General features: G+C 60.7%; 3 protein-coding genes. All 3 read right to left on the bottom strand.

The window, feature by feature from the left end; genetic code table 11:
• Positions 1-2 precede the first annotated feature (2 nt).
• The 3 genes from N6L27_RS16100 to N6L27_RS16090 all read right to left on the bottom strand — a co-directional run bounded on the left by N6L27_RS16100 (position 3) and on the right by N6L27_RS16090 (position 14351).
• Positions 3-2183: a type I secretion system permease/ATPase gene (locus N6L27_RS16100; protein WP_271908323.1), complete on the bottom strand. Its 2181-nt coding sequence runs from the start codon at positions 2181-2183 to the stop codon at positions 3-5.
• A gap of 100 nt (positions 2184-2283) precedes the next feature.
• Positions 2284-3153: a LysR family transcriptional regulator gene (locus N6L27_RS16095; RefSeq protein WP_271908322.1), complete on the bottom strand. Its 870-nt coding sequence runs from the start codon at positions 3151-3153 to the stop codon at positions 2284-2286.
• A 191-nt stretch (positions 3154-3344) separates the two neighbouring features.
• Positions 3345-14351: an NPCBM/NEW2 domain-containing protein gene (locus tag N6L27_RS16090; RefSeq protein ID WP_271908321.1), complete on the bottom strand. Its 11007-nt coding sequence runs from the start codon at positions 14349-14351 to the stop codon at positions 3345-3347.
• Positions 14352-14507 lie beyond the last annotated feature (156 nt).

The following is a 14507-nucleotide window of genomic DNA, read 5'->3' as shown; positions in this document are numbered from 1 at the left end:
GGTCAGGACGCTGCCGGCGTCCGGGTTTCGGCGGCAGCCAGTTCGCTCTTCTGCAGGTTCCACAGGTTACGGTAGGCGCCATCCGGAATCCGGATCAGCTCATCATGGGTTCCGCTTTCGGTTATCCTGCCCTGATCCAGCACATGGATACAGTCGCAGTCGCGGACGGTGGACAGGCGGTGCGCAATCACGATGACGGTCCGCCCCTTGCGGATTTCAGCCATATTCTGCTGGATCAGCGCCTGTGAATGATCATCCAGGGCCGACGTCGCCTCATCCAGGATCAGGATGCCGGGATCGCTGAGCAGCGAACGGGAGATGGCAATCCGCTGCCGCTGGCCGCCGGAAATCGAACTGCCGCCTTCTGACAGGATGGTGTCATAGCCGTCCGTCATTTCCAGTATGAACTCATGCGCCCCGGCCTTCCCTGCGGCCTCCGCCACCTCTGCCAGCGAGGCCGAAGGACGGGTCAGCGCGATGTTGTCCCGCACCGACCGGTTGAACAGGAAGTTTTCCTGCAGGACGATGCTGGTGTTCTGCCGCAGCGACACCGAATCCAGCGTCGCGATATCGGTGCCGTCTATGCACACCTGGCCGCTTTCTGGGATGTAGAGTTTCTGCACCAGCCGCGCGACGGTGCTTTTGCCTGACCCCGACCGCCCGACAAAGGCCACCATGCGGCCGCCGGGAATATCCAGGCTGAAGTCCTTCAGAACCGGCTCACCGTCCGGCGCATAGCGGAAGGTAACGTTGCGGATCGACACCGCCCCCCGTTCGATCCGCTGCAGCGGCCTATGTGCTTTCGACACCTCGGGAAGCGTGTGCAGCACATCCCCCAGCCGCTCCACGGACACCCGGGTCTGCACAAACTGCCGCCACAGCTCTGTCAGACGCAGCACCGGCTGGCTGACGTGGTTGGCCATCATGTTGAAGGCGATCAGCTGGCCGATCGACAGCTCCAGCCCGATCACCTTGCGCGCGCCGATCCACAGCACCAGCACCATCGTCAGCTTCTGGATTGCCTGCACCAGCGTGTTGGACAGCTGCATCAGCCGCTGCACCTTGTAGTTCGACAGCACGAAATCGCGGGTCTGGTATTCCCAGCGCCGGACCATCTGGGCTTCCAGCGCCAGCGCCTTGACCGTCTCCACGCCGGTCAGCATTTCGGTCAAAAAGGAGGTGTTGACTGCCCCGTCCCGGTAGAGTTCCTCAATCCTGCGCTGCAGCGGGCCGGTGATCAGAAACGAAACTGCCATGTAGCAGGGCACCGATCCCAGAACCACCAGGGTCAGCACCGGCGAATAGTAATACATCACCGCAAAGAAGATGAAGGTGAAGCTGAGGTCGATCACCAGCGTATTTGCCGCCCCGGTGATAAACTCGCGGATCGCACTCAGCTCGTTCACCCGCGCCACTGTCACCCCCACAGGGCGCGACTTGAAATAGGTCAGCGGCAGATCCACCAGATGCCGGTACAGATTGCCGCCCAGCCGGGCATCTATCCGGGTTGCGGTACGGGTCGCCAGATACTGCCGCAGGGTCTTCAGCGCCACCTCGAACACTGCCACCGCAATCAGCGTGATCACCAGCACATCCAGGGTCGAGACGGAGTTATGGACCAGCACCTTGTCCATGATGACCTGAAAAAACAGCGGTGAGATCAGCGCAAGGCATTCGATAGCGGCTGAGGCCGCGAGGATCTCGAAGGCCAGCCCCTTGTAGCGGATCAGTTCAGGCAGAAACCACCGGATGTCAAATTTCTGAACGATCTTGTGAAACCGCGCCCGCAGCCGCAGCAGGGCCGCCCGCCCGGACCAGATCTGTTCCAGCTCCTCAGGCGTCAGGGCTTCGGGGGCGGCGGCATCCGGGCGCTGGATCAGGGCCTGCTGCTCTGACAGGCTGGCCAGCAGGAACCACGCGCCGTCCCGGTCCTGAAGGATCAGCGGCAAGGGCTGACTTTGCAATTTTTCCCGCGTCAGCCCTTTAAACCGCACTTGCAGCCGCAATCCCCGCGCCGCGGCCCGCACCAGGCGCTCCGGGCCCGTCTCCGGCTGCTGCGCCAGCAGTTTCCGCACGGCCGGCTCTGCATCCGGCATCTGCATTACCGCTGTCCAGATGACGAAACACTGGATCAGGCTGTCTGCCGGCGCGCTGCCCTCCAGTTCCGGCTGGGTCAGGCTCATGCCTGCCACCCGGGCAAGACTGCGCCTTCCTGCCCGCCTGCCTTGGGCAAACGCAAACCAGCAGCGGCCTGCGCCCTCCCGCGGGAAACCGCGGGTCCCATCACACGCCCTCGAATACGGATGCCAGCTGCTGTGCCAGCTTACGGACACAGGACGCTGAGTCCGGATTGCAAACCACGTGGAAATCAATGTTCCCAAGGTCCGGCAGATGCTCTTCCAGCAGCTTGACGGAATAAGGATTCCGGTCCGCCCGCAAGAACTTCTCCACCGTAAAGCCAACACCGTACCCGCGCCGGATCGCATCGAAGTAGGACGTCAGCGATGAGGTTTCAAAAACGATCCGGTAGCGCCGATTGCAGCTTCTCAGGATTTCGTCCGCAGACGGGCCGCGGCTGACGTTGCCGCGCCAGATCACCAAGGGGACTTCGGCATCTCCGGCCAGCGTGGATTTGTCAAACTGCAGGCCGCCGATCCATCTCAATTTGCAGCGCTTGGAAAAAACACTGTTCTGCGGCGCCCCCAGACGGCTGCAAACCACGGCAACTTCGATCTGCCCCAGCTCAACTTTCTTCAGCAGATTATCTTCATTGTCAGTTACGATCTCCAGCTTTCGCCCCGAGCCCGGCGTATCCAGTTTCCAGATCATTTCCGGACCAAAAAAGAACTCGATGGCCGGCAGAACGCCAATCCGCGACCGGCTGCAGGTTTCGCTGTCGACAAGGTTCTCAATCTTGCCCAGCTCTTCGACAATCCGCTGTGTGATGCCGTAAAGCTGCCGCGCTTGCTCTGTCATGCCCTGATGCGGGTTGCGGTCAATGAACAGCGTAAACCGCACTGCTTCTTCCAGCCGTTTGATACGGTTGCTGATCGCAGGCTGCGACAGGTTCAGCTTCTTTGAACACGCAGTGTAGGATTTAAGCTGCGCGAGTTCATAGAACGTCCGCAAAAGGTCGAGACTGACCTGGCTCATATACGCCAATCCTGTTCTTCTTGGATCGTTACGTGCCAGCATAAGGTTACTCCGCTTAACAACTAATCACAATTCCCAATAGCTGCCGCCACGGAAGCCCAGGCACTGCTGCGGTGGGGACCTGCTGTGAGGGATATGTGCGGGCACCGGGTTTACCGCCGGTGCCCGCTCTCGTCTGGCCAGGACCGCGGCTACACCGTTGGTGTGACCCACAGGCGGGTGATCTCTTCCTGGATCGTTGCCCCCGACTGTGTTGCCGCACCGTAGTCAAACCGTGCGTGCCCCGCCATCTGAGAAACCAGCAGATCAATGTTTGCGCTCGACAGGCTTTTGCCGCCCGCTGCCAGTTCCTCAATCTTGCCTGCTCCGTCTTCGCTGAAGTAGCCCTCGACCTTCTGGCTGCCCTCGGCCGCCGCGCCGGCCTCCGGTGTGCCTTCGCTGTTCAGGATGTACAGATCCTCGCCGTCCCGGGTGAACCACAGGTTGGATATCCCGATGGACCGGCCATTCAGGTCTTCATAAATGATCCGGTCGGTGCCTCCGGCATCAGCGATAACATCATGGCCATCGCCGGCGCTGTAGATGTAGCGGTCATCGCCCAATCCGCCCCGCAGCTCGTCGTCGCCTTGACGGCCCCGCAACAGATCGTTGCCATCCTGCCCGTCCAGGTAGTTGCTGGCAGCGGTCCCGTAGAACTGGTCGTTGTGGGCGGAACCGACGACGCCTTCGAAGTTGGACACATCGTCGCCTTCCAGCCAGCTGCCATTCAGGTTGTAGCGCTCGAACTGGGTGCCGCCCAGATCGAACCAGACAGCATATCCGGCTCCCTTGTAGCTGGCGATGTCATAGCCTGCGCCGCCGTCCAGCACATCCAGGCCCGCACCGCCATGGATCAGATCATCGCCGCCGCCGCCCTGGATGGTATCCGCACCCGCGCCGCCTTGCAGGAAGTTCGCGCCCCCGTTGCCGGTCAGAATGTCATTGAAACCGCTGCCGATGACCCCTTCAAAGCCTGTGACGTCATCACCGTCGTTCCAGACACCACCTGCAAAATACTGCTCAGTCTGGCCGCCGTTGAGATCGAACCGGATGGCAAAGCTTGCCCCGTCATAGCTCGCGGTGTCGAAACCATCCCCGCCTTCCAAGTGGTCCAGCCCTGCCCCGCCGTGGATCAGATCGTCACCGCCATAGCCGTACAGAAAGTCCCGCGTGTCTCCGCCGGACAGGAATTCATCCGCATCCGTCCCGACAAAATAGTCTTCGCCGGCGCCGCCAATCCGTTGGCTGGCGAAGCTGCCGTTGAAGTAGTCAAAGGCGGTCTTCTGCCTGTCTGAAACGGTGTGGATCTGGGCCTGCGGCAGCGGCGCTTCGGCGGGCCGCACAAACCGGGCGCCGGCCCAATCCGCGTGATCCGAACCGTTGCCGTCGCCGGCGTCGCCAACCACCAGCCGCAGCTGGGAATAGCCGGCAACCGACACATCGACTTTGCCTGCCCCATCATTTCCGGTCAGGGTGCCGCTTTCGAACAGCAGCTGGTTGTCGCCGTAGACCTTGAAGGTGACAGAGCCGTTGGCACCGACTTCGTCATCAACCCCGATATCGGAGATGAACCGTCGGGCTCCCTCTGGAATGTCCACCACAATGTCCGAGCCCGCATGCACGCCCACGCCCTTGGCATAGGTTGTGCCGCCGATGGTGATCTGGCCGCCGTCGGAGGAACCGGTTTCCCCATTCGACCGGTCCCGCTCCGCCGCACCCCAGCCATTGGTCTGGGAGCTGAAGGCCAGATCGCTCAGATAAACGTTTTCCTGCCCCAGCATATTGGACACATGCTCCGTGATGCCGGTGGCCGTGAAAGTGATCTCCTTGATCCAGCGGGCCTTGCTGAAGGTGCCGCTGACGCCCACCAGACGGTAGCTCTTGTAGGGAATGCCCCCGGTCCGGATCTGCACGGTGTCGCTGCTGTTGCCTGCGGGCTCCCAGTCATAGACATCCGATACATCCTGCCAGGTGCCGGTATGATCCAGTGCCTGGATCTTGAACTGGCTTTTCGGATCCGCCGCATTCTGGCTGCGCAGCAGGCTGATCGCGGCATCCGCAGCCGCCTGCTCCTCGTCGTCATAGGCCCTGCTGGACAGGTCGCTGTCGATGGTCAGGCTGGTCAGGATGACCTTGTCCGCCAGGTCGAACCGGATCCAGGCATTGCCGTTCATGGCAACATCATCCTCACCCGTGGTCCAGGCCGTTGCATCCCGGTTCAGCTGCCAGCCGTCAACGATGTTGGACGGGTTGGACCGGCTGCCCCAGGCGGTGGTGTCCGTTTCCGACACGCCGATGTCCGCCGTGCCGGAGTGCGGCACCGCCAGCGAACTGGCCGCTTCGCTCTCCAGAATTTCGCCGGCCTTGATGTTGCCGCCGTCCAGATCCCGGTTGGCCCAGTAGCTGCGCACTGTCGAGAAGGTCGTCAGCGAGTCGCTGACTGACACCTGGATCAGCCCGCTGCGGTCGCCGGACTCGTATTTGGCAAAATTTTCATCGCCAGACACGATATCCGCGGCCGAAACGCCTGCATCAATGAAGCGCTTGATGGCATCCGCGCTGGTGATGCCGATCCGGAAATAGGCGTCGATGCGGGCATGATCGCTCAGGCCCTTCTCTGCCATCACCGCCGCAACTTCCCGGGCGGCCGACCGCTGATAGCCTGCGATAAACAGGGCTTTCTCGATCAGCGCCGCGTCCTGGCTGGTTACTGAACTGTTGATCAGATCCCGGACCGTCTTCACGTCCTGCGGCAGCACGCCTTCGCGCAGGTACTGCTCGCCCTGAATGGCATTCAATCCGGCATCAATTGCTGCCAGCACAAACTCCGCGCTGGCCCCGATGCCCCGCAACTGGTTGACAAAGGCCAGATCGAATGCCTCCGGCCGGACCTTATCGCGAACGTCAGAAGTTCCCTGACCCAGCAGCTCATCATTGAACTGCTTGATCACTTCGGCATCGTCCAGCCCGGCCTTGAGATAGGCAATTGCGTTGGCCAGCGCCGGCTTGGTCTGGAAACCGAAGTCATCCACCAGCTGGTCAATCACGCCGCTCAGGTCACCCTGCAGCTTCTGGCCGCGCAGCAGCACCTTGGCTTCGGCAGCAGTCAGCGACTGATCCAGGTACTCGAACCCGGCCCCCGAAGGCCACCGGTCGCCTGCCAGCTCATACGCTGTGTCGCCAAAGTAGATCGTGCCGTCGAAATCCGGGTGAAACTCCTCAGCCTGCGTATGCTCCAATCCAGCGCGGAACGCCTCCATCGCAAGGGAAGGCAGCTCTGTCTGGAACAGCATCCCTTCTGTGTCATGGGCAATCCGCAGACGGCGGGTGGCCGGATCCATGGCAACAAGGATCTGCCCCGCATTGAAAGACTTCAGATGCGGCGAGCCGGGCGATGTCTGGAACTGGCGGATGTGGCCGCTCCACTCGCGCAGGTGCAATTCCAGGTCGCCCTCGCGGTTGACCTCGATCCGGATGCCCGGCTTGCTCCCCCAGCTGGTCTGGTCGAAGATCGTGACCTTGGTATCGAACTGGCTCTTATCCTCCTGCGACAGATAGGCAAATTCCTTCTCTTCCAGCTGCTGCCAGCCGGATGCGGTCCTGGGCGCCTGGACCAGAGTATCCTCTGCGTTGAAGGCCTCCACCGTTTGCGCCTCTGCTGCCGTCAGGCCGGCATTGGCATAATGGACCACGTCCTTGCGGGCGATGCCGGCATCCAGATAGGTCTGATACTGCGGGTCTGCGTCCGGAAGCTGCACATCGTGATTATAGGTATCGCCATGCGTTGCCGCGGCGCTGCTGCGCCAGGCAAAACTGATCAGATCCGGCTCCAGGTAGTAGTTCTTGAAGTAGAGCGACTGGGCACCGTCCGCAGAGGTCAGCTTCAGGTCCAGGCCGATCACTTCTTTCGTATAGGCGGCCACATCCGTGTCCAGTTCAACATAGGCATAGCTCTGATTGCTGCCAAAGGTGAAATGCGGCTCCAGCGGCAAATCAAAGAAATGCGGCTTGCCGTTGTCCATCAGCTGGATGCGCTGGTGGTGCCGGGCATCAAGCTCATAGAAATTGGTTTCTCCGGCCACCAGTGCAGGCAGCCCGTAGTTGAACCCTGCCACACCCAGGCGAACCCGCAGGTGCCGCGCTTCGGTTTCCCGGTTGAAGTTCTTCAGCGTGACCTGGCTGTTCTGATAGGACAGGATCAGATCGCCATCCTGATGAGTGAGCACCACGTCGCGCATGTCTCCGGAGGCAACGCCGTCCAGTTGCAGCATGTCATAGGTCAGGGCGCCGTCGGTGTTGTCGATGACATAGGATTTGCTGCCTGACAGATCCACGGCATAGGTATCGCTACCGGCTCCCCCTGCCATCTCGGCATAATCGGACCCAACCATCCGGTCATCGCCGCTGCTGCCCAGATAGCTTTCTGTATCCGCGGCAATGGCCTGCGCCGTCACGGACTGCCCGTTCACCGTCAGCCCCGGCGCCGTTGAGGCGGCGTAATAGCCTTCGATCAGCAGCGACTGCTGCGCCTCCAGCCCCAGCGCGGGATCCAGCCGGCTCTCGTCATAAACCAGCAGGTCATCCCCCATGCGCAAGTAGGACAGCTGCGACAGCGCGGCGATTGACACCGCCAGCCCGGCGGCTGCATCCGCCTGTGCGACATAGCGGCCTTGTTCTCCGGCAGAACTCAGCTCGACCGTATCGCCTGCCGCGACCGATGTGACCGCACGCAAACCTGCAACAGCATCTTCAGCTTCTGCAGTCCCTCCGGCAACGTTGTCCTTTGACAGGAAACCACTGCCTTCTGCAGGAATTTCAAGAAGCGCCGGAACCGCGTTTTCCGCACCCGGCGTGTTGGCGTAAATCGAAATCTGACCTGCATGCGCATAGTAGTCTGGAATGCCAATTTCGATCTTGTTACCGAATGGAGAGTACAGAAGGGCCAGTTGACCGTCTTCCATGTGCGAGAAAAACACTTGGTCCAGATCGACATTCAGCACGACCGACATCATCCGCTGCGTGCGCGGTGCCAAAGTAAAGTCGCCAGCGCCTTCGTTAAAGCGGTAGGTCGAAACACCCTGATCACCAAAAAGGTGCGTGATCTCATTAGCTTTGGCGTCTTCCTTCCTGAACACAAAGGACTTGGACACCCGCTCCAGCGATACCGGGTACACACGGCTGCCGTCAGCTCGATAGGCGTTCTCCAGCGTCAGCGAGAAATTGGCACCGCTCTTGTCGCGGAACTGCAAGATCTTGTTCTTGCGCACCACGCCGTTGCTTTCAAAGATGTCGCCGATTTGCAGGGTCTTACCGTCCGGCCCGCGCAGCACCAGCGCGTTGGCCGAGGTGTCCAGCGTATAGCGGTCGTAATTGTCCGGCAGCTCGATCAGCGCCGCCTGCGGGCCGTCGTTCTTGTCCAGCCAGATATGGCCTGATGCGCCCTTGCTCCACAAGAAGGTGTCGTCACTGGTGCTGTGAATGATAATGCCGCTGTTAACGACAATCGTGTTGGCGCCGCCGCCGCCATGCACCTCATAGCCGGCCGCAAAGCCACTGCCGCGCACATCCAGCAGGTTGTCGCCATCATCGCCATAGACTTTGGTGAAACTGTGCGCATTCACCACCGAGATATTTTCAATGCTCGACAAGTTGAAGCCGATCGGGTCCGGATGCACGATCCGTCCGGTGCCTGCTCTCAGGTCAATGGCTGCAACATGCCCGTCCGCATCCAAGATCAGCGTGTCGGTTCCGGCGCCGCCGTCCAGATGGCCTGCCTCAGCCTTTGACGACATGTTGTAGACATCCGCCAGATTGCCGCCGGTCAGCCGGGCCAGCTCGGTGGTGTCGTCCAGATTGAACAGGTTCTTCTTGTTCAGGTCGCCGGTGACCGACTCGCCTGCCTTGCGGCCCAGCTCCGCCCACACCGTGGTGCCGGTGGCGATCAGATGCGTGGTGATCCGCTCCAGGCTGCCGTAAACCGGCTCTTCCTGCTGCAGCAGATAGCCGACCTCATCCTTGTCGCCGTCATTGTCGCCGTCATAATCGACAATGCCATAGTTCACGTTGAAGCTGCGGTTCCGGACATTCAGGTCCTTGTGGCCGCTCTTGGCAAAGATGTCAGACAGATAGGCCTTGGTTTCATTCCAGCCATCCAGCAGGCTGGTTTCGGTGTCGGCCGCCGCTTCCTCGCCCTGCTTGCGGGCCTTGGCTTCCTTGAACCCGCGGGTTTCCACCCCGACCCAGGCCGCAAAGAACTGATGCACCTTGTCAGCGGTGTTTTCGAAATAATCGCCGTATTCTTCAATCTGCAGCGCACCTTGAACGATGCCTTGGATGATGAATGCCGCGGCCCCGATGGCCAGGCCAATAGGGCCGGCAGAGGAGGCGACGGTGGCAAGCAGCGACCCGGCTGCCGCAGCAGCCGCAACCGTCGTGCCTGCAGCGGATGCCGAGACTGCCGCCGCAATCGAGACGCCGGTCAGCGCGACACTGGCGGCCAGCGATACCGTGGTGATCACGGTGCTGGAGACCAGGGACTTGTATTCGATGCTTCCGGTGTCGCCGTTGTTGTCCCAGAAATCTTTCCATTCCAGCCCGATGGACGCCAGACTGATCGGTGCCAGAACCAGGTCAAGCGCCCCAGCCTTGACCGCCTTGCCCACGGTTCCCAGCGCCTTGCCTGCCAGCTTGAAGCCGGTGCTGATCCCCTTGCTGACCACCGTCGGCAGCGCCACGCCGCCCGCCAGCTCTGTTACCGTCAGCGCTTTCTGGGTGGTGTTCAGGTTGTTCCAATCGGTGATTACGGAACGTACGGAGTTCAATGTCGTCAGGGTGGTAAAGCTGATATTCGCCCCGTTCAGCGCCTTCTGCGCCCGTGTCGGGCGGAAGTTACGGCGCAGCGACTGGCCCAGCTTCTGGGTTTCCAGATCCGTGTCCTGGCGCAGCTTGCCCTCGATCCCACGGTACAGCTCAGGATCAATCTTGGTCAGTGCGCTGACCAGCTCCAGCCGGTCCCGGTAGGTGCCGCTGTTGACGATCTTGCGGACCGCGGCCACATCCAGAGGGTCCGCATAAGGCCCGGCCCGGAACACGCCCTTGTCGTTGAGATAGCTCATCGCGTCGGACCGGGTCCAATCCGCCATGTCCACAATCGCGGTTCCGTCATCCAGCCCGCGCACGCTGCGGCGCAGCTGATCCGTTGCCGCAATCTCCAGCAGCTGAAGGTCAGACGCACCGCGGTGCTTGTTTCTGAGTGTCTGGAAATCCTGCTCGCTGTAGCCGTTCAGCTGCTTGGACAGTTCCGCAACCCGCAGAACCGAGGCAGTGTCCTCAATGGACAACCCGAACTTCGCTTGCAGCTCCTGCGACTTGCGCAGGTTCCGGCTCTGGCCCGTTGCGGTCTCTACCGCCTGATGGAAGTCCGGTGCGGCCTGATAGGCGCCGGTGATCTTAGAGGTGATCACATCTGCCAGCGACTGCGCCAGATTGGTGGACCCGACTGTGCTTTCCTCCAGCGACCCGGTGCTGAACACTTTGGAGAGATCGCCGCTTTCCGCCTCCAGCCGCTGCTTCAGGATCACTGCGATCTTGACCTTCTCCGCATCCGCCAGGTCACTGGACAGAACGCCCTCCAGACCGCGCACGTCAAAGCGCAGATCAGACAGCATCGCGCCGCCGCTCGACAGTTCGCTGAACACGTTGCCGGACACTTTGAACCCATGCACCGAAGTGCCCGCATCATAGAGCGCCAGAGCCGAAACAGCTTTGCCGTTCAGGCTGACGTCGCCAAGTTTGGCCAGGCGCTGCCGCTCGGTTACGAAACCGTCGCCTTCGAGCAAACCGTCAAGATCGGTGAAAGCCTCTTTCCCGGCCACTTTTGCAGGGTCGAACTGATAGGCATCGAACACCAGGCTGCCTGCGGAATTCTTCTGTGTATCATAGTAGGACGCCAGGCTGCCTTCCCAGTGCCCGCCGCTGCTTTTCTGCAGCAGATGGCTCTCGATGATCGACTTCAGCGCCCCGGCTGTTCCTGCCTCTGACGCCGAGGACAGTTTCACCTCGGCAGCATTGGTCTCATAGAAATGATAGCTGGCCGTGCCGCCGGAAACCTTCTTGGCCACGGCAAAGGCATGGTTGCCAGTATGCAGCTCATAAAACGCATCCCCCGAGGACGCCTGCAGCCGCGACATCACCTGATCCAGGGTCAGGCTGCCCTGACCGTTCAGAACTGACTGCGCCGCATCTCCGGAATTGCCGAATGCACTCAGGCGGCGGATCAGGCTCTGGAACCCGACGCTTTCCACGTCTTCGCGGATGGAACTGCCGCTGTTGTCCACGATCCTTGAATGGGTGAACACGCCGTCCAGGAATTTCTGTTTGACGCTGTCGGACTGCGACAGGCTGTAGAGATAGCCCAGCGACAGCCCCACGCACTGGCCGCAAGGCTTGCCGTCCTTACCGACCCCGACATAGAGCGATTGCGGTGCGTGACGGACTTCTGTTGCGAACTGGCCCGCCGGCGCCTTGCTGTCCACCATCCGGGAAAACCCGGCAGACACTTCGCCCGACAGCGCATCCCAGCTCAGCAGGCGCTCGATATCGCTGCCGTCATCACCCAGCAGATACAGCTGGTCATCCCCCGCCCCGGCCCGTACGCGGCTGGTCCCCGCCTGGCTCGGCGGCGCCTTGTAAAAGGTCAGGTTCTTCTGGATTTCCAGCGTCTGGCCTACGGTATAGCCAGCCGAACCGCCTGCCTTGACCACAAACCCGCCGGACACCTTCTCGATATCGGGGAGCTCCGATTTTACCGAAACATCAAAGGTCAGCTGATTTGCGTTCTTTGACTTGGTTGGGTCTTTCAGGATCTTCTGAACGTCCTTCTGGAACCCTGTATTGTCGAACCCGACCTGATGTCCGGAGCTGTCCCGCACAATATGCTTCTTGTACAGCGCTTCAGCGGCATCATCGCGGATCTTGAAACTCACAACGAACTTTTTTGATTTGTCGTTGCCAAAGGCCTCGCCCGCCGCACTGGACAGCCGCCGCGCCTGCGCCCGCCATTCGTTGAAGACGTCCCGGCCGAACAGTTTCTGCAGCCCGTTCTTGAACCCCAGCAGTTCCTTGGCGATCCCGCCAATCGTGTTCTTGTGCAGCGAGAAGGGGATCTCGAACCGCCCCCCCTCGGCGATCTTCGCCTGGCCCAGCCGGGCCTCTTCGGTGGCGTAGCTTTGCGCCGCCGAGCCGGCAACGTTGTCAGGCCGCGCCTCATCCGCCCGCAGACCTGCGCCGCCGGACACAGGCGTCCAGCCCAGGGTGACACCGCCTGAAGTCAGCGCCGCCCGCTTGGATACTGCGTCCGGGTCGTTCAGCAGCAGCTTGTCGATATTGACCTTGGTGACTTCCTTGTTGCCCGGCGTCGTGACCGTGATCGAGCCGCTGGAGGTCCCGTCCGCGGCCCCAACGTTCTCCGAATCGGCCCCCGTGGAACCAGCGATCCCGCTGGAAAGGCCCGCCGCAACCTCGCCCTTCTTCTTGATCTCGCGGGTGTAGGTCTGGAAATCAATGGCGTCCAGCGTGCCGGTGTACAGCTTCTCGATCAGATACTGAACTGCGCCCAGATCCAGGTTCTCTGAGGACCAGGTGGCGGTCTTCTGGTAATTGATCAGCTTCACATCCAGTGTCGGCTGCGTATAGGCCACATCGACCCCTGCACCATAGTCGCCCCGCAGCTTGAAGGACCGGCCGCTGGCAATCACCAGATCCACCGAAAAAACGCCATCCTTGGCAGTGATGGTAAAGACAGAAGTGGTTTCGGAATCTACGCTGGCCCCGGCCTTGAACCCGCCCCCGACAACTCCCTTGGCGCCAATCCCGTGATTACGCTCGGACTGGAAGGCAAAAGTGGTAGTCCCGACACCATCCGGCATCGTTGTCGGAATTTTCTTCAGGATCTCCAGCTTCTGCACCTCAGTCAGGTCTCCAAGTGCTGGATCACGATTGGGCTTCACAACTTTTTCAAAGAAGTAATCAAAAGGCCTGGTGCGGGAATCGCTGCTGTTGAACTGGGCAATCCGGCTTTTCAGGCCTGCCAGGTCCTCGATGTCGCCTTCTTCGGCCTCCACCAGCGGTGCTTCGTCCCCCGTCGAACCGCTGCGGGCCTCAAGGATCCGCGTTTTCAGGTTACCCACCTTCTTCTTCACCAGCGATCCTGTGCTGGTGGCGCTTTCCTTGACCCGCTTAGCAGCGCCCAGAAAGCTGGTTTTCAGGCTGGGCCGCGCATCGGGATCAACGGATGTACCGGTGGTGCCGGATTGAACCAGCGGGGCCGCGGATTTGAGAAAGGCGATCCTGGAAGACTCCGGCTTGCGCAGCCGGATCAGGTTCACGAAATCGAACCCATCCGCATTAACTGCCGTTGCATCCCCTTCATTTACATCCAGCAGGCCCGCCGCATCCTGGCTTGCGGCCCTGCGCAGGCGCCACGCAAACTCACCCGGTGTTGTCAGATCGTTGCGGATTTCATTCAGGCCATCCGCCAGGCTCTTGCTCTTGTTCTTTTTCAGTGCGCCGCTGCTGGTGCCTTCGGCGCCGGCGAACTCGATATCAAACCCTTCACCGCCCATTTCAAAGACGCCGGCATCCTCATCCGCCGCTTCCGCCGCAGTATCGATTTCAAACGCCTCAGCAATATCCGGATAAAGCGCAGCAGCGAATTTCGCCCCTTCGTCACCGCTGCTGTCGCCATCCCCCAAAAGCGCATCAAAGTGATGGCCCAGCTCTTCCGCCAGCAGATACTTCAGATAGGCGCGGCCGCCGGTGATGGCGTCATAGGTCAGCACAATGGTGCCGCCTGCGTTTGCCGAATAAGCCGCATGCGCACCGCCCAGGCTGTGCTCCGGCAGGATCGCCAGCCCTTCCGGCATCAGGTCGTCATCGATATTGGCAAACTTGTTGAACAGCGTGTCTTCCGCGGCCTGGTCTCCTGCGACCTTGCTGAAACTGGACCGCAGGATCTCCCGCAGCGCAGCTGCGTTTTCCGACACTGCCAGATTGAGGTCCGCCAGAACTTCGGCCATGACATCGGCAATGTGATCGTATTCCGCGGCCAGTACGGCTTCTTCACCAGCTTCAGCGTAGAGGAGTTCGTCAGTCGTTGTCATGCGGTTCAGCCTTCAGTCCAAGTTGCCAGTTCTGCACACGCCTGTGCACTTGGCCAAACTTGGTAGGAAAGCCGGACTATTCGCTCAAATTTCTATCCGAAATACATTATTCACCACGAAAATAGGGTCATAATTTTTGACCTAAAAAGGAATGGG

This window comes from Leisingera sp. SS27, assembly GCF_028368855.1.
GTDB lineage: Bacteria > Pseudomonadota > Alphaproteobacteria > Rhodobacterales > Rhodobacteraceae > Leisingera.
This window is presented reverse-complemented; position numbering and strand designations above follow the sequence as displayed.